The sequence below is a fragment of the Streptomyces sp. NPDC054849 genome (assembly GCF_053610945.1).
The window spans coordinates 1-15,688 of the sequence record NZ_JBSGZI010000103.1 but is presented as its reverse complement, the minus strand read 5'-3'; the positions used below and the strand labels follow the sequence as shown (position 1 = coordinate 15,688).

General features: G+C 72.3%; 16 protein-coding genes. 8 read left to right on the top strand and 8 right to left on the bottom strand.

Annotation, left to right across the window (positions count from 1 at the left end; genetic code table 11):
* Positions 1-40 precede the first annotated feature (40 nt).
* Positions 41-583, bottom strand: coding sequence for a hypothetical protein (locus ACWGIF_RS31465; RefSeq protein ID WP_453502567.1), 543 nt, complete (start codon positions 581-583; stop codon positions 41-43).
* 79 nt (positions 584-662) lie between these two features.
* On the opposite strand from ACWGIF_RS31465, the gene ACWGIF_RS31460 reads away from it, so the two are divergent.
* The 5 genes from ACWGIF_RS31460 (at position 663) to ACWGIF_RS31440 (ending at position 4,294) form a co-directional block, all read left to right on the top strand.
* Complete coding sequence (locus tag ACWGIF_RS31460) at positions 663-1,352, top strand: response regulator transcription factor (RefSeq protein WP_392680426.1); 690 nt, start codon at positions 663-665, stop codon at positions 1,350-1,352.
* Positions 1,353-1,461: 109 nt separating this feature from the next.
* A complete protein-coding gene (locus tag ACWGIF_RS31455; protein WP_453502566.1) occupies positions 1,462-2,859 on the top strand; it encodes a HAMP domain-containing sensor histidine kinase in 1,398 nt (465 codons plus the stop codon).
* Between the two features lie 52 nt (positions 2,860-2,911).
* On the top strand, positions 2,912-3,076 hold the full coding sequence (locus ACWGIF_RS31450) for a DUF5993 family protein (RefSeq protein ID WP_453502564.1): 165 nt from the start codon (positions 2,912-2,914) through the stop codon (positions 3,074-3,076).
* Between the two features lie 11 nt (positions 3,077-3,087).
* Positions 3,088-3,741, top strand: coding sequence for a disulfide bond formation protein B (locus tag ACWGIF_RS31445; RefSeq protein ID WP_453502562.1), 654 nt, complete (start codon positions 3,088-3,090; stop codon positions 3,739-3,741).
* Positions 3,742-3,994: 253 nt separating this feature from the next.
* On the top strand, positions 3,995-4,294 hold the full coding sequence (locus ACWGIF_RS31440) for a hypothetical protein (protein ID WP_453502560.1): 300 nt from the start codon (positions 3,995-3,997) through the stop codon (positions 4,292-4,294).
* Between the two features lie 148 nt (positions 4,295-4,442).
* On the opposite strand, the gene ACWGIF_RS31435 is transcribed toward ACWGIF_RS31440, so the two are convergent.
* The 3 genes from ACWGIF_RS31435 to ACWGIF_RS31425 form a co-directional block, all read right to left on the bottom strand.
* Entirely contained in the window at positions 4,443-5,954 is a 1,512-nt protein-coding gene (locus tag ACWGIF_RS31435) for a PKD domain-containing protein (protein WP_453502559.1), read from the bottom strand.
* Positions 5,955-6,132: 178 nt separating this feature from the next.
* A complete protein-coding gene (locus tag ACWGIF_RS31430; RefSeq protein ID WP_453502558.1) occupies positions 6,133-7,413 on the bottom strand; it encodes an MFS transporter in 1,281 nt (426 codons plus the stop codon).
* A 159-nt stretch (positions 7,414-7,572) separates the two neighbouring features.
* The gene (locus ACWGIF_RS31425) at positions 7,573-8,073 is read right to left on the bottom strand and encodes a MarR family winged helix-turn-helix transcriptional regulator (RefSeq protein ID WP_453502556.1); all 501 of its coding nucleotides are present in this window, start codon (positions 8,071-8,073) and stop codon (positions 7,573-7,575) included.
* Between the two features lie 122 nt (positions 8,074-8,195).
* On the opposite strand from ACWGIF_RS31425, the gene ACWGIF_RS31420 reads away from it, so the two are divergent.
* Both ACWGIF_RS31420 and ACWGIF_RS31415 read left to right on the top strand, forming a co-directional pair.
* Positions 8,196-9,017 (top strand): NAD(P)H-binding protein, encoded by an 822-nt coding sequence (locus ACWGIF_RS31420; RefSeq protein WP_453502554.1) that lies wholly within the window; start codon positions 8,196-8,198, stop codon positions 9,015-9,017.
* A 184-nt stretch (positions 9,018-9,201) separates the two neighbouring features.
* A complete protein-coding gene (locus tag ACWGIF_RS31415) occupies positions 9,202-10,017 on the top strand; it encodes an SDR family oxidoreductase (protein ID WP_453502553.1) in 816 nt (271 codons plus the stop codon).
* 7 nt (positions 10,018-10,024) lie between these two features.
* Here the strand turns inward: ACWGIF_RS31415 and ACWGIF_RS31410 are convergent, their stop codons facing one another.
* From ACWGIF_RS31410 to ACWGIF_RS31395, 4 genes are read right to left on the bottom strand one after another with little or no spacing between them, the layout of a single operon-like run.
* The gene (locus ACWGIF_RS31410) at positions 10,025-11,398 is read right to left on the bottom strand and encodes a GH1 family beta-glucosidase (RefSeq protein WP_453502551.1); all 1,374 of its coding nucleotides are present in this window, start codon (positions 11,396-11,398) and stop codon (positions 10,025-10,027) included.
* Positions 11,395-12,219, bottom strand: a complete 825-nt coding sequence (locus tag ACWGIF_RS31405; protein WP_453502550.1) for a carbohydrate ABC transporter permease — start codon at positions 12,217-12,219, stop codon at positions 11,395-11,397. Before ACWGIF_RS31405 ends, ACWGIF_RS31410 begins: the two co-directional genes overlap by 4 nt.
* On the bottom strand, positions 12,216-13,211 hold the full coding sequence (locus ACWGIF_RS31400; protein ID WP_453502548.1) for a carbohydrate ABC transporter permease: 996 nt from the start codon (positions 13,209-13,211) through the stop codon (positions 12,216-12,218). The genes ACWGIF_RS31405 and ACWGIF_RS31400 overlap by 4 nt, the downstream gene beginning before the upstream one ends.
* A gap of 7 nt (positions 13,212-13,218) precedes the next feature.
* Positions 13,219-14,535 carry an ABC transporter substrate-binding protein gene (locus ACWGIF_RS31395; protein ID WP_453502547.1) on the bottom strand — a complete coding sequence of 439 codons (1,317 nt, stop codon included), beginning with the start codon at positions 14,533-14,535 and terminating at the stop codon, positions 13,219-13,221.
* A gap of 102 nt (positions 14,536-14,637) precedes the next feature.
* On the opposite strand from ACWGIF_RS31395, the gene ACWGIF_RS31390 reads away from it, so the two are divergent.
* Entirely contained in the window at positions 14,638-15,681 is a 1,044-nt protein-coding gene (locus ACWGIF_RS31390) for a LacI family DNA-binding transcriptional regulator (protein WP_453502546.1), read from the top strand.
* The last annotated feature ends 7 nt before the right edge of the window (positions 15,682-15,688 follow it).

Here is a 15,688-nt window from a genome sequence, read left to right as displayed (position 1 = left end):
GAACGGCGGCGGTCCGGCGGCCGTCCGGCGGCGATCCGGCTCAGGGATCGACGAGCTCGACCCGCGGCGGGTGGTCGTGCCAGGTGCAGAACACCGACACCTCGCGGCCGTCCCGGGTGAAGGTGACCCGGATCCAGTAGTCCTGCTTCCACACCTGCATCCGCCAGCCGGCCGCCGGGGTCGCCGAGACCAGCTCAGCGCTGGACGCACCGAGGGAGAAGACGACCCGGCCGCCGGAGACGGGATAGGCCTGCACGGTCCCGGAGCCCTGACCGTCCCCCGGCTGCGGGGAGCGCGGGCCGGCCGTAGGCGTCTGCGACGCCTTGCCGGGGGAGGCCCCGGCGGCAGGCGTCGCCTCGGGGGTGGGCGACGCGGAGGGCGAGGGGGACGCGGACGGCGATGGTGACTCCGCCGGCTGTGTGTGCTGCGTCGAGGAGGACAGCGGCCGGGTGGCCAGCGGCACGGCGAGCGGCGGGTCGTAGGCGGTGCCCGACATGACGGAGTGCACGCCCCACCAGGACAGCGTCACCGCCGCCCCGGTCGCCAGCATCCATGCCATGGCATGAAGAAGTCCTCGTTGCATCAGGGCACATACTGCACCACCCGCCCCAAGAGTGGCCCGACACCCCGCTGGGTCCCTCGCATGGACTACGGTGCGGGCCATGGCAAGTGTGCTCGTGGTCGAGGACGACCAGTTCGTACGTTCCGCCCTCATCCGGCACCTGACCGAGGCCTCGCACACCGTGCGGAGCGTCGGCACGGCCCTGGAGGCCCTGCGCGAGGTCGCGCACCACCGCTTCGACGTGGTCATCCTCGACCTCGGACTGCCCGACCTGGACGGGTCGGAAGCGCTCAAGATGCTGCGCGGCATCACCGACGTACCAGTGATCATCGCGACCGCGCGCGACGACGAGGCGGAGATCGTCCGGCTGCTCAACGACGGCGCCGACGACTACCTGACCAAGCCCTTCTCCGTGGAGCACCTCTCCGCCCGGATGGCCGCGGTCCTGCGCCGCTCCCGCGCCGCGGCCGGGGCCGAACCCCCCTCGCGCGTGCTGCGCGTCGGCGGGCTCGCCATCGACCCGCTGCGCCGCCAGGCCGAGCTGGACGGGGCGGTACTGGACCTCACCCGGCGGGAGTTCGACCTGCTGGCCTTCCTCGCCGGACGGCCCGGAGTGGTCGTGGCCCGGCGCGAACTGCTCGCCGAGGTCTGGCAGCAGTCGTACGGGGACGACCAGACCATCGACGTCCACCTGTCCTGGCTGCGCCGCAAACTCGGCGAGACGGCCGCCCGGCCGCGGTACCTGCACACGCTGCGGGGGGTCGGAGTCAAGCTGGAGCCGCCGCTGTGAGCGGTGCACGCGAGCCCGCCGGGCGGCGGACGCCATCGACGGCCGCACCGGTGCGCCGAGCGGGCGACCGTGACCACAGCCGCCGCCGCGGCGGAGCGGGCCTACGGAGATGAGGTGGGCTCTCGTCAAGGTCTGCCTTGCGGTCACGGCCATGGTGGTCGTGGCCTTCGCCGTGCCCCTCGGGCTCGTCGTCCAGGAGATGGCCAGCGACCGTGCCTTCTCCAACGCCGAGCGGCAGGCCGCCACCATCGGGCCGACGCTCTCCATCACCACCGACCCGGTGCAGCTGCGCAAGGCGGTGGAGTCCACGCAGATGGGCGCCGCCCGGCGGATGGCCGTGCATGTGCCGGCCATCGGGTCCGACGCGCCGGTTGACATCGGCGAGGGCTGGGCGGGCGCGCACGCGGTGGCGGAGACCCGCAGGATCGGGCGGGCCACGACGGCCTCGGTGGCCGGCGGGGGCTCGGCGCTGCTGCAGCCGACCGCGCTCGGGTCGGGGGACATCGCGGTGGTCGAGATCTTCGTACCGGAGAGCGAGGTCAGCAACGGCGTCGCGACCGCCTGGCTGGTACTCGCGGGCGTCGGGCTGGCGCTGATCGTGGGCTCGGTCGGGGTCGCCGACCGGCTCGGCGCCCGGCTGGTCCGGCCGGCCGAGCGGCTCGCGGACGCCGCACACCAGCTGGGCGAGGGCCGGCTCGGAGCGCGCGTGCCGGAGGACGGGCCGAAGGAACTCCGCTCGGCGGCCGTCGCGTTCAACGCGATGGCGGACCAGGTCGTGGAACTCCTCGCCAACGAGCGGGAGCTGGCCGCCGACCTGTCGCACCGGCTGCGGACGCCGCTGACGGTGCTGCGGCTCAACACGGCCTCGCTCGGGGACGGTCCGGCCGCCGAGCAGACCCGGACGGCCGTGGAGCAGCTGGAGCGCGAGGTCGACACGATCATCCGTACGGCCCGGGAACAGCGGCCGGCCACAGGCCTGGTCGGGGCGGGCGCGGGGTGCGACGCCTCCGAGGTGATCCGCGACCGGATGGCCTTCTGGTCGGCGCTCGCGGAGGACGAGGGCCGCGAGGTGCGGCTGGCGGGGGTCGACCGTACGGTACGGATCCCCGTGGCCCGGCCCGAACTCGCCGCCGCACTCGACGCCATGCTCGGCAACGTCTTCCGGCACACCCCCGAGGGCACCCCCTTCGCGGTGGACGTCCACGACGCGGGCGACGCTGTCATCGTGCTCGTCTCGGACGCGGGCCCCGGCATCGCCGACCCCGACGCCGCCCTGCGCCGCGGCAACGACGGCGGCCGCGACGGGTCGACCGGCCTCGGCCTGGACATCGTGCGCCGGGTCGCGGAGTCGACCGGGGGAGACGTACGGCTGGGGCGCTCGGTGCTCGGCGGGACCGAGGTCCGGGTCTGGATCGGCCTGGACGGCCGGAGCCTCGGCGGCCCCGGCGGGGGCCGGGCCCGCGGCCGACGCGGCAACCGACGTAACCGGGGGCGCGCCACGCCGTGACCGGGGGCGCGCCTGGCAGACGGGATCCCCCGGCCTCGGTACGGTCCGCGGCATGGACACCCTCATCTTCGGCGGGCTCCTCGCCACGCTGATCACCCTGTACCGGGACTCTTCGCGGATGGTCGCGCTCGGAGCGTGGTGGGTCATGCTGGTCGCCGTCGTCCTGCTGATGGCGCACCACATCACCGGCGGCCTCGCCCTGACGCTGAGCTACTGACCGTGGCCGCGATGTACACCCTCCTTCCGGACGCCCCGCCGGGGGGCGGACTGCTGGGCAGGGTCCAGTACTGGTTCGCCTGCTTCTTCGCCATCGGCTGGACGGCCGTCGTCTGCGGCGGGCTGTTCTACCAGTTCGGGCTGTGGGAGTACCCGTGCCCGCTCTGCATCGTGCAGCGGATGTTCATGCTGCTGGCGGCGATGGGCGCGGTCTACATCATCCGCACGGCGCTGGCCTACGGGGCGGTGACGGGCCGCGACTACATGACCGGCTGGGGCATGTCCCTGGTCGCGGTGGTCGCGGGCTCCTTCGCGTCCTGGCGGCAGACGACGCTGCACATCCTGCCGGGGGACAAGGGGTACGGGAGCGAGGTGTTCGGCCTGCACCTGTACGTGTGGGCGTGGATCCTCTTCCAGGCCTCGGTGGTCGCCGTCGGCATCGCCCTGGCGTTCGCCCACGCGACGGCGGACCGCAGCGTTCCGGCGGCCGGTCCGGGCCCGCTGCGGACGGTGGGGATGTTCGCGCTCTGGTTCCTGGGGCTGGTCATCGCGGTGAACGTGGTGGCCGTCTTCTTCGAGGAGGGCTTTCACTGGTTCCTCCCGGACGACCCGAGCCGGTACCAGTTCTTCTACGACGTCGGAATCCTGGGCCAGGGCGTGTCTTAGCGCCCGCCCGGGATCCCCTTCACCGCCGCGTCCCCCTCACCGCCGGCGTCCACGTCCACGTCTGCGTTCACGTGCGCGCCGGCGTCGACCGGAAGGAAGCAGAGATGCGCTACGCAGTCCTCGGCACCGGGATCGTCGGCCGTACGGTGGCGTCCGGCTAGGGCTGGCCGGACGGGGCCTGCCCGGACGGGGGTGCAAATGTTGCTGCGCCCCCGGCCCGCGCCGAGTGTGGGCGTGACGGAAGGAGTCAGGCATGAGAGTCATGCTCAGGGCGCACTTCGACACGGCCGCCACCAACGAGGGCATCAAGACCGGCGCCCTGCCCCAGGCGGTCAAGAAGCTGATGGACAAGGTGAAGCCCGAGGCGGCCTACTTCGGCCTGCACGAGGGCGTGCGCTCCTGCTGGATCGTCTTCGACCTCCAGGACAGCTCACAGATGCCCGCCCTGATGGAGGACCTGTACCTGCAGTTCAACGCCGAGCTCGAGGTCGGTCCCGTGATGAACGCCGAGGACCTGGCGAAGGGCCTGGCGGCGATGGAGTCCTCGCCTTAGACGTCCGTCCGTTCCGGCGCCGCGCCACCGCCGGCACTTTCACTGCCACTGTCACTGCCACTCCTGTCTCGTCTCCCGACCCGCACGAAGGGGGCGGCCGCGCTCGACTCGCGCTCGCCGCCCCCTTCGCCTGCCCCCGGGCTCCGGATCAGTAGACGTCGTACTGGCCGAACCAGTCGACGATGTAGTGGACCTCCCGGCTGCTCTGGTTCCAGAGGTCGATGACCTCGTAGGGGCCGGGCTTCGCCTGGACCAGGTTGGAAACGTCCTTGCCCGCCGTCCAGTTCAGCGTGGAGGAGGTGGGCCGCGGCGGCGGGACAGGGCGCCCGTTGCGGTACGCGTCCATCGAGTACGGGTCGGGGGCGACCGAGAGGTGGCCGGCTCCCGTCGTGCTGGTGACGGTGACGTTCAGGGCGTAGGCCTCGACGGGGAGACCGTTGCGGTTGCCGGAGTCCATGGGCATGGGGAAGTAGCCGCCGGCGAGGCACGGCCAGCCCGTCCAGCGGCGGGAGTCCATGAGCCGCCACGGGGCGGCGCTGATGCCGGGGGTCGTGCTGGTGAAGGCCGCCTTGCCGTCGGGGCTGTAGTAGCCCACGACGTCGACGATGACGTCGGTACCGGCCCAGGCGCCGTTGCGGACGTCGATCCTTCCGCCGGCGCCGACGGGGACGATGACCGAATTGGCGACCGTCTGGCCCGCCGTGAAGTTCAGGCTGGAGGTGGTCGGAGCCGCCTGACCGCTCGGGAAGACCGTCAGGTGGCCGGCCTGCTTCGGGTTGGTGACGGTCACGTTGAGCGCCACGGCGGTCGCTCCGGCCGGGATGCCGCTCCTGCCGGTGATCTGGACGCCGAAGGTGCCCTGTCCGGCGACCTGACCGCGCGCCGTGCCGAGGCCTTCACGGGTGTCGACGAAACGGACCGGGTTCAGCGAGGTGTAGCCGTTGGACGCCGTGCGGTCGAAGTAGCCCGTCACGTCGGCGATCAGGTCCACCGCGTTCCAACCGCCGTTGTACAGCTCGATGTACCCGTCCTTGCCTACCGGCACGATCACCTGGTTCGGGACGGTCTGGCCGGCGGTGTAATTCAGGTTCGAGGACTCGGGCCGCGCCCTGCCCGACGGGTAGACGCTGACGTGCCCGGCCGCGGTGGCGTTGGTGGCGGTCACGTTGAGGACCACGGCGGCGACCCCGGCCGGGACCTTCGCGCTGCCCGCGATCTTGAGCCGGACCGGCGTGTACGCGGGGACCTTGGCCTTCGACGCGCCCGTGCCGGTCCGGGTGTCGAGCAGCCGGGTGGGGGCGTGCGGCACGAAGAAGGAGCCCGCCGTGGAGAACGGGAGCTGCTTGACGACCTGGACGTGGCTCACGCTGTCCGTCGCGGTCACGGTGATCGTGTAGTCGCCGGGCCTGGGATAGGTGTGCTTGGTGTTCCGCAGGATGTCACCGCCGGTGGCGGTGGCCGTGTCCGTCGTGCCGTCACCCCAGGCGATGGTGACCTCGTGCGCGACGGGTGCGCCGTTGTAGAGGTTGACGTTCAGGGATATTCCGCGCGCGGTCGTGATGTCACCCGACACCAGGAGTTCGAGGTTCGAGGCGTCGGCCGTCACCTCGGCGGGTGGAACGGAAACCCCGGGCACCGCCGGACCGGTGGCCTGCGCCACGCCCGGCATGAAACCCACACTCGCCGCAAGGGCGGCAGCTGAGACTACGAGTCGGCGGCTACGCACCGGCCCCCCCATTTTTCTGTTAACGCCTGAACAAGTTCGAAAGCCCGCTCAGCGTACAGATCGACACGGGCATGTCATACGCCTCACCACGGACGAACGGGCCACGGTCTCATCACGCCGGGCCGCCGGGCGGGGGCCCGAATCGGCCCTTCCCGCACGCCGTCAGGGCCAGCGCCGCGGATGCGGCCGCCGCGGCGCACGAGACGGCGAAGGCGGCCCGGTGGCCGTAGGCGTTCGCCAGCGGTCCCGAAACCGCGGCGGCCAGCGCCTGGCCGAGGATCAGGCCGCTGCCGGCCACGGTCATGGCCTCGCCCATCCGCTCCGCCGGGCCGGCCCGTTCCACCAGCCCGAACAGGGCGATCAGGTGCGGGGCGACGGCCAGCCCGATGCCCGCGACGGCGAAGGCGGCGCCCCACAGTCCGGACACCGCCAGCAGCGGCAGGGTGAGCGCCGCCTGGACCGCGATCGTCCACCGCAGCCGCACCGACAGGTCGGCCGAACCGGGGCGGGCCACCGTGACGAAGCCGGCGAGTGAGCTGGTCACGGCCATGGCGGCCCACACCAGCCCGGCCGCGCCCGCCTCGTACAGTGACTCGGCGAGCGCGTTGACGCCGGTGTTGGCCCCGCTCCACGCGGCCCCCTGCAGCACGGCCATCGCGCACAGCAGGAGCAGGCCGGGCGACCACAGCCGCACGCCGGTCTGCGCGCCCGGGGCGGTCGGGGCCGCGGCGGTCGGGCCCGGGGCGGTCGGGTGCACCGCGAACAGCGTGCCGAAGAACAGGATCAGCACGCCGGCGAGGAGGAGCGCCGAGGCGGGATGCACCGTCACGGCCAGGATGCCGGCGAGCGCGGGGGCGACCACGAACCCCACCTCGTCCAGGGTGGTGTCGAAGGACAGGGCGGATCCGAGCAGCGCCTTGTCCTCACCGGCCAGCCGCGCCCAGCGGGCCCTGGCCAGCGGTCCGACCTGGGGGACGGTGAGGCCGGCGGCGACGGCGAGCGTCATGCGGGCGGACAGGGACAGCCCGCCGAGAACGGCCGCCACGAGGGCGAAGAGGACGGCGGCGTTCGCGCCGCAGGCGACGAGCAGTACGGGGCGGTGGCCGCGCCGGTCGGCGAACCGGCCGATGACGGGGCCGCCGAGGGCCTGGCCGAGCCAGAGGGCTGCGGCGACGGCTCCGGCGTCGCCGATGCCGTCGCGCTCGTTGATGAGCAGGAGCGTCCCGATGGGGCACAGCGCGGCGGGGAGGCGCGCGAGGAACGCGTAGAGGGGGAGAGCGGTCCCGCCGAGTGCGAACACCGCGCGGAAGCCGGGGCTCGCGGGGTCGGGCTCGGGCGCGGATGCGGGCGTGGGCGTGGGGACGGGTGCGGGCGTGGGGACGGGCTGGGACACGGACAACCTCCGACCGCACGCCGACCCTCCCGTTTCTCCGGCGCGCGCCGTTGCCCGTTGAGGGGGACCGTAGTGCCGGAACGGGCCCCTCGGAAGCCCCCGTTCACGCCGGGGCGGTGGTGGCGGTGGTGACGGCGGGGCGGGTTGCGGCGGCGGAGGTCAATCGGTGGCGCCGGTGGTCAGCCGCTTGGCCTGGGCCCGGCCCACCTCGGCGGCGCGGTGCAGGTAGTCGGCGATGACCGCGAGTTCGGAGTCGGAGTAGCTCTCCAGTACGGCACCGAAGGCGCGGCCGGGGGTGTCCCATGCCGCCCCGATCCGCTCGCGGGCCTCGGGCGAGAGGGAGACGAGGGAGCGGCGCCGGTCGTTCGGGTCGGCGTGCCGCCGGACGATGCCCGCCTTGACCATCCGGTCGACGAGGCGGGTGGCGGAACCGGAGGTCAGGCCGGTGAGGCGGGCGATGTCGCCGGTGCTGACGGGGCCGGGCTCCATGTCGAGGAGGGCGACGCACTGCATGTCGGTGGGGTGGAGGCCGACGTGGTCGGCCATGGCCTGGTTGAAGAGGGAGTAGTCGGCGTAGTGCCGCTGGCTCTCGGTGACGATGCGCGCCAGCAGCTCGGCGCGGCTCCACTCATCACCCGTACGGGGGGAATCGGTTGACATCGTGTTCTCCGTGCTCCAAATTTATCTGTGTAACGCAGAGGATGTGTCACGCAGAATCTGCGCCACGTGTGGATTCTAACGCCGGTCCGCACCAGTCCGCACCAGTCCAGAAGAGGCCTGTCATGTCGATTCTCGTCACCGGCGGCCGCGGCGCCGTCGCCCGCGGCCTCTGCGGCCTCCTTGCCGCCCGCGGCGTTCCGTACCGCCTCGGCTCCCGCGAGCCGGGCACCCCCGATGCGGTCCACTGCGACCTCACCGATCCCGCGACCTTTCCCGAGGCCCTCGCCGGCATCCGCTCCGTCTTCCTCTATGCGGAGGCCTCCGGCGTCGAGGCTTTCGTCAAGGAGGCCGTCGCCGCGGGTGTCGATCACGTCGTGCTCCTGTCCTCCTCCTCGGTCCTCGGCCCCGGCGCCGCCGACAGCCCGCTGTCCGCGTCCCACCTCACCGTCGAACGGGCCCTGTCGGCCTCCCCGCTGCACACCACCCTGCTCCGCCCGGGCTCCTTCGCCGGGAACGCCCTGGGCTGGGCCTGGTCGCTGAAGGCCGGCCATCCGGTCCGCCTGCCGTTCCCCGGCGCCTACGGCGACCCCGTCCACGAGGCCGACCTGGCGGAGGCGGCCTTCGCTGTCCTCACCGAAGCCGCTCCGACCGGCCGCGCGTACACGCTGACCGGACCGCAGTCGCTGACCTTCGCGGCCCAGCTCGCGATTCTCGGGGAGGTCCTCGGCCGGTCCATACCCTTCGAGGCCGTCTCCGCCGAGCAGTGGAAGGCCGAGGTCGACGGGTACGTTCCCGGCCCTTACGCCGACGCGCTCCTCGCGTACTGGGAGTCCACCGACGGCCTCCCGGTCGAGATCACCGATGCCGTCGAGCGCCTCACCGGTCACCCGGCCCGCACCTTCAGGACCTGGGCCGAGGACCACGCCGACGCCTTCGCGGCCTGAGTGCGGGGCAGTCGTAGCGGACGGTGGACTCGTGGCGGTCGACCGAGTCGTTCGGGAGGGTCTGCAGGTGCTCCTGGGGTGGTGGAGGGCTGGTCGAGTGCGGCAATCCAGCCCCGGACGAGTGGCCGGGGGAGAGTTAGGGTCGTCACTGAGTCGACCAACTGACGTGTGTGGGGGGTTCGTTGTGATCGTGGTGACGGGTGCGACCGGGAATGTGGGACGGGAACTCGTACGGATCCTGGCCGAGGGCGGCGAGAAGGTGACCGCCGTTTCCCGGCGGTCGGCGGACATGCCCGACGGGGTCCGCCATCAGCAGGGCGACCTCGCCGAGCCGGAGAGCCTGCGCCCCGCGTTCGAAGGAGCCGACGCGCTGTTCCTGCTCGCCGCCGGCGAGGACCCGCAGGGCGTCCTCGAAGAGGCGGAGGCCGCCGGGATACGCCGGGTCGTCCTGCTCTCGTCCCAGGGCGTCGCGACGCGGCCCGCGGCGTTCCAGCACCCCGCCCGATTCGAGGAAGCCGTCCGCCGGACCGGTTTGGAGTGGACGATCCTGCGCTCCGGCGGCCTGAACTCCAACGTCTACGCCTGGGCCGAGGCGATCCGTACGCGGCGCACCGCCGCCGCGCCGTTCGCCGACATCGGGATCCCGACCGTCGACCCGGCGGACGTCGCCGAGGTCGCGGCCGCGGTCCTGCGCGAGCCGGGCCACGCGGGCGAGACCTACGAGCTCAACGGGCCCGCCCCCGTCTCCCCGAGGGGCAGGGCCGAGGCGATCGCCGCGGCCCTGGGCGAGCCCGTCCGGTTCGTCGAGCAGACCCGGGAGGAGGCTCGCACCCTGATGCTGACCTTCATGTCCGAGCAGGCCGTCGAGGGCACCCTCGCGATCCTCGGCGATCCGCTGCCCGCCGAACGGACGCCGACGCCGGCCGTGGAGCAGATCCTCGGCCGCCCGGCCCGCTCCTTCGCCGACTGGGCGGCCCGCTCCGCCGCGGCCTTCCGCTGAGCCACGGTCAGAAGGCGCCTTTCCGAGCCAGGCGGGCGTACCAGTGGGCACTGGACCGGGGGGTGCGGATCTGGGTGTCGTAGTCGACGTGCACGATGCCGAAGCGCTTGCTGTAGCCGTAGGACCACTCGAAGTTGTCCAGCAGCGACCAGAGGAAGTAGCCCTCCACCGGGGCGCCGTCGGTCACGGCGCGGTGCACGGCGGCGAGGTGGGCCTCCAGATAGGCGATCCGCAGCGGGTCGTGCAGGTCCGGGGCGTACGCCGCGCCGTTCTCGGTGACCATCAGCGGCAGGCCCGGTGCCTCGTCGGTGAAGCGCATCAGCAGGTCGTACAGGCCGGTGGCGTCGATGGACCAGCCCATGTCGGTCTGTTCACCCGGCGGTTGGTGGAAGGCCACCGTCTCCGCCGCGGGCCAGGGGGAGTGCGAGGTGGCCCCGTGGCCGTCGGCACGCGGGCCGTCGCCGTCGGGCGCCGCCGAGACCACCGCCGGGGTGTAGTAGTTCACGCCGAGGAAGTCCAGCGGCTGGTTGATCAGCGCCTCGTCGCCGCGGCGGACGAACGACCAGTCCGTGACCGCGGCGGTGTCCGCGAGCAGGTCCTGGGGGTAGGCGCCGTGCAGCAGCGGCCCGGTGAAGATCCGGTTGGCCAGGGCGTCGATGCGGCGCTGTGCGTCCACATCGGCCGCCGAGCCGGTCAGGGGCCGCACCGCGCTGGGGTTGAGAGCGATGCCGATCCGCGCCCGGGTGGGCAGGGCGGCGGCGGCCAGGCCGTGGGCCAGGTTGAGGTGGTGGGCCGCGCGCAGGGCGTCGGCGGGCGAGGTGCGGCCAGGGGCGTGGACCCCGGAGGCGTAGCCGAGGAAGGCGCTGCACCAGGGCTCGTTGAGGGTGGTCCACAGTTCCACCCGGTCGGCCAGCGCGTCCGAGACCTGGGAGGCGTACCGGGCGAAGGCGTAGGCCGTCTCCCGCTCGGGCCAGCCCCCGGCGCTCTCCAGCGCCTGCGGCAGATCCCAGTGGTACAGGGTCACGCAGGGCCGGATTCCGTACGAGAGCAGCTCGTCGACGAGTGCGTCGTAGAAGCCGAGCCCGCCGGAGAGCACCCGTGGCCAGGACACCGAGAACCGGTAGGCCCCCAGCCCGAGTTCCGCCATCATCCGGACGTCCTCGCGCCACAGCCGGTGGTGGTCGACGGCCACCTCGCCCGTGTGGCCGCCGTGCACCTTGCCGGGCGTACGGCAGAAGGTGTCCCAGATGGACGGCCCGCGCAGGGCGGCCGCACCCTCGATCTGGAAGGCCGCCGTGGCCGTGCCCCACAGGAACCCGTCGGGGAACCGCAGTTCCCCCGCGTCCGTCGTGTCCGTCCCGTTCGTCGGGGTGTACGTCATCCCTTGACCGCTCCTTGCATGATGCCGCCGACGATCTGGCGGCCGAAGACGAGGAACACCAGCAGCAGCGGGAGCGTGCCCAGCAGCGCGCCCGCCATGATCACCGACTGGTCCGGTATGTAGCCCCGGCCCAGCCCGGTCAGGGCCACCTGCACCGTCGGGCTGCCGTTCTGGGTCAGCGCGACGATCGGCCAGAAGAAGTCGTTCCAGGCCATGACGAAGGTCAGCATGGCCAGCACCGCCATCGCGGGCCGCGCCGCGGGGAAGACCACGTGCCACACGACCCGCAGCGAACTCGCGCCGTCCGAGCGCGCCGCCTCCACCAGCTCCGTCGGCAGCGCCTGCATCAGGTACTGCCGCATGAAGAACACCCCGAAGGCGGAGACCAGGGTCGGCAGGATCACCGCCTGGAGCCGGTCCGTCCACGACAGTTCGGCGATCAGCATGTACAGCGGGACCACACTCAGCTGCGGCGGGATCAGCATCGTGGCGACCACCAGCGACATCAGCAGCCGCCGGCCGCGGAAGCGGAGCTTGGCGAAGGCGAAACCGGCCAGCGTGGAGAAGAGCACCGTGCCCGCGGCGACCGTGCCCGCCACGATCACCGTGTTGAGCAGGGCGACGCCCATGTTGGCGTCGGTCCACGCGACCTGGAGGTTGCGCCCCAGGTTCCCGCCGAACCAGAAGGGCGGCGGGGTCTGGGCCAGGCGGGTGTTGGTACGGGAGGCGGCGATCGCCGTCCACACCAGGGGGAAGAGCGAGCCGGCGGTGAAGAGGGCGAGCACCAGGTAGGTGAGCCGGCCCGCACGCAGTGCCCTCATCGGGTGTCCTTCCGTCCGCGCAGCAGCCGCGCCGCCCCGGCGATCAGCAGCAGGATCATGAACATCGCCCACGCGATCGCCGACGCCCGCCCGAGGTGCAGGTTCACCCAGCCCTGCTCGTACAGGTACAGCCCCAGCGTCTGGAACTGGTGGTCCGAGCCGCCCGTCGCGCCGGCTCCGCCGTTGAACAGCAGCGGCTCGCCGAACAGCTGGGTCGCCCCGATCGTCGACACGACGCACGTGAAGAAGATCGTCGGCCGTAGCGAGGGCACGGTGACGTGGAGGAACTGCTGCCAGCGCGAGGCCCCGTCCAGCGCGGCGGATTCGTACAGCTCGCCCGGCACGGCCTGCATGGCCGCCAGGTAGATCAGCGCGTTGTAGCCGGTCCAGCGCCAGATCACGATGGTGGAGACCGCCAGCTGGGAGGCGAAGGTTCCGTTCTGCCAGTCGACCGCCTCGAAACCGACCGCCGAGAGCGCCCAGTTGACCATCCCGTAGTCCCGCCCGAAGAGCAGAACGAAGACGAGCGTGGCGGCCGCCACCGAGGTCGCGTACGGGGTGAGCACCGCGACCCGGAAGAAGGCGGAGCCGCGCAGCTTGTAGTTGAGCAGGTGGGCCAGGCCGAGCGCGATCGCCAGCTGCGGCACCGTGGACAGCAGCCCGATGGTGAAGGTGTTGCGCAGCGCGTTCCAGAAGAACTCGTCGTCCCACAGCCGGGTGAAGTTCTTCAGCCCCACCCAGGTCATGCTGTCCGGATCGGTCAGCTCCACCTGGTGCAGCGCCGCCCAGCCCGTGTACAGCAGCGGAAACAGCCCGAAGGCCGCGAAGAAGAGGAAGAAGGGCGCCACGAAGGCATAAGGGCTCCAGCGCAGGTCCCAGCGGTAGCGGCGCGAGCGCCACACCTGGCCCGGTCGGCTCCGGCGGCCCCCCTCCGCCGCCGGCCGCTCCGGGCCGACGGCGGAGGGGGACAGGACAACCGTCTCGTCCGTCACGGGCGCCTCACTGGTCCAGGGCGTTGTCGATCGCCTTCACCGCGGCCTCCCAGCCCTCCTGCGGCGTCCGGCCCTTCTGGTCGACCTGGAGCATCCCGATGTCCGCCAGGTTCTGCGCGATCACCAGGTCCTTCGGCCCGACCACCGCCACGGGCACCCCCTCCGCCGCCTTCGCGAAGATCTCGCCGATCGGGGCGCCGCCGAAGTACTCGTGCTTCGCCCCTGACACCGTCGCCAGCTTGTACGCGGCGCTCGCGCTCGGGAAACTGCCCCGCTTCTCGAAGAGCTTCGCCTGCTGCTCCGGCGCCGTCAGCCAGGCCGCCAGCTTCGCCGCCTCCTCGGCGTGCTTGCCCGCCTTCGGGACCACCAGGAAGGAGCCGCCCCAGTTGCTGGGCTTCGGCGCCTGCGCCACGTCCCACTTGTTCTTGCCCGCCGGTCCCGCCTTGTCCTGGATGTAGCCGAGCATCCAGGCCGGGCAGGAGACCGTCGCGAAGGACCCGTTGGAGAAGCCCTGGTCCCAGCCGGGTGTGAACTGCTGCAGCTTGGCGCTCAATCCCTCGACGGAGAAGGAGGCCGCGAGGTCGAAGGCTCCGCGCACCGCCGGGTTGGTCTTGTATACGACCTTGCCCTGCTCGTCGTAGAACCGCTGGGCGCTGCTGCCGGTCACCGCGGCCATCACACCCGACGCCGAGTCCACGAAGGCCTTGCCCTCGCCCGCCTTCGCCTTGTACGCCTTGCCGGTCTCCAGGTACTTGTTCCAGTCGCCCGCCCACAGCGCGCCGACCGCCTCGCGGTCGGAGGGAAGCCCGGCCGCCTCGAAGAGGTCCTTGCGGTAGCAGATGCCCTGAGGGCCGATGTCCGTGCCGAGGCCGACCGTGGCCCCGCCCTTCGCCGTGCCCTGCGCCCACTTCCAGGGCAGGTACGCGGCCTTGTCGACGCCGGGAGCCTTCCCCAGGTCCACCAGCTTGTCGGCCTGGGTGGCGGTGATCTCGGCGATGTTGTTGACCTCGACCGCCTGGATGTCGGCGAGGCCGCTGCCCGTGCCCAGGTGGGTGAGGAGCTGGGGGTAGTAGTTCTCGTTCCGCTCGATGGACGTCTGCTCGATGCGGATGCCGGGGTTCTGCGCCATGTACTCGTCGTAGAGCCCGGCCTCCTGGAGGCCGAAGGCCCCGAAGACCCCGACGGTGAGCGTGGTCTTCGCCTTCCCGTCCGCGGAGGAGCCCTTCCCGGGGGACTCGGCCGGATCCTGCGCGCATCCCGCGAGCAGAAGGGCCGCGGCTCCCACGGTGGTGATGGTCGTGACAAGACTTCTTCGGGCTCGCATCGGAGTCCTCCCTGAAGGACGGAACGTGCCGGGTGTCGTGTGCCACACTGTGGGAGCGCTCCCACGGTCGTCAAGGGGTAGATTCACAGCTGGGAGGAAGCCATGAACGGGCACGGGGGTACGAGGGGGCGGCCGACGCTGGAAGAGGTCGCGGCGCGCGCCGGAGTCGGGCGCGGCACGGTCTCCCGGGTGATCAACGGGTCTTCCAAGGTCAGCGAGCAGGCCAAGGCCGCCGTCGAGGCGGCGGTGGCGGAGCTGGGGTACGTACCGAACCGTGCCGCGCGCGCCCTCGCGGCCAACCGCACCGACGCCATCGCCCTCGTGATCCCCGAACCCGAGGCCCGGTTCTTCGCCGAGCCCTACTTCTCCGAAGTGGTCCGCGGCGTCGGCGCCGCCCTCGCGGAGACAGACGTCCAGCTCGTCCTGACCCTGGCGGGCAGCGACCGCGAGCGCCGGCGCCTCTCCCAGTACCTGTCCGGGCACCGCGTCGACGGAGTGCTGCTCGTCTCCGTCCACGCCGGCGACCCGCTGCCGGATCTGCTGGCCGAACTCGGCATCCCGACGGTGATCAGCGGCCGCCGCTCCGACACCGAGACGCTGCCCTGCGTGGACTCCGACAACCTGGCGGGCGCCGCCGAGGCCGTGCGCCACCTCCTCGAACGGAGCCGCCGCACGATCGCCACGATCACCGGCCCGCTCGACGTGTACGGAGCCCAGTGCCGCCTCGACGGTTACCGCCAGGCCCTCGCCGCCGGCGGGCACCCGGTCGACGAGCAGCTGATCGCGGTCGGCGACTTCACCGAGGACGGCGGCCGCCGGGCGATGCGCGAGCTGCTGGAGCGCCGTCCCGCGCTCGACGCCGTCTTCGCCGCGTCGGACGTCATGGCGGCGGGCGCCCGGCGGGAGCTGCGCGCGGCCGGGCGCCGGATCCCGCAGGACGTGGCGCTGGTCGGCTTCGACGACTCGGTGGTCGCCCGGCACATGGACCCGCCGCTGACCAGCGTCCGGCAGCCGATCGAGGAGATGGGCCGGACCATGGCGCAGCTGTTGCTGGAGCACATCTCCGGAAACCAGGGGGGTGCGGGGGAGCCGGGCGAGGTGAGCGTCGTCCTGCCGAACCGCCTGGTGGTCCGCGAATCCTCGTAGAGACGCA

What these genes read in the sequence shown, in the direction of transcription:
- ACWGIF_RS31465 (WP_453502567.1), bottom strand. Translation starts at nt 583, where the DNA reads ATGCAACGAGGACTTCTTCATGCCATGGCATGGATGCTGGCGACCGGG.
- ACWGIF_RS31460 (WP_392680426.1), top strand. Translation starts at nt 663, where the DNA reads ATGGCAAGTGTGCTCGTGGTCGAGGACGACCAGTTCGTACGTTCCGCC.
- ACWGIF_RS31455 (WP_453502566.1), top strand. Translation starts at nt 1,462, where the DNA reads ATGAGGTGGGCTCTCGTCAAGGTCTGCCTTGCGGTCACGGCCATGGTG.
- ACWGIF_RS31450 (WP_453502564.1), top strand. Translation starts at nt 2,912, where the DNA reads ATGGACACCCTCATCTTCGGCGGGCTCCTCGCCACGCTGATCACCCTG.
- ACWGIF_RS31445 (WP_453502562.1), top strand. Translation starts at nt 3,088, where the DNA reads ATGTACACCCTCCTTCCGGACGCCCCGCCGGGGGGCGGACTGCTGGGC.
- ACWGIF_RS31440 (WP_453502560.1), top strand. Translation starts at nt 3,995, where the DNA reads ATGAGAGTCATGCTCAGGGCGCACTTCGACACGGCCGCCACCAACGAG.
- ACWGIF_RS31425 (WP_453502556.1), bottom strand. Translation starts at nt 8,073, where the DNA reads ATGTCAACCGATTCCCCCCGTACGGGTGATGAGTGGAGCCGCGCCGAG.
- ACWGIF_RS31420 (WP_453502554.1), top strand. Translation starts at nt 8,196, where the DNA reads ATGTCGATTCTCGTCACCGGCGGCCGCGGCGCCGTCGCCCGCGGCCTC.
- ACWGIF_RS31410 (WP_453502551.1), bottom strand. Translation starts at nt 11,398, where the DNA reads ATGACGTACACCCCGACGAACGGGACGGACACGACGGACGCGGGGGAA.
- ACWGIF_RS31405 (WP_453502550.1), bottom strand. Translation starts at nt 12,219, where the DNA reads ATGAGGGCACTGCGTGCGGGCCGGCTCACCTACCTGGTGCTCGCCCTC.
- ACWGIF_RS31395 (WP_453502547.1), bottom strand. Translation starts at nt 14,535, where the DNA reads ATGCGAGCCCGAAGAAGTCTTGTCACGACCATCACCACCGTGGGAGCC.
- ACWGIF_RS31390 (WP_453502546.1), top strand. Translation starts at nt 14,638, where the DNA reads ATGAACGGGCACGGGGGTACGAGGGGGCGGCCGACGCTGGAAGAGGTC.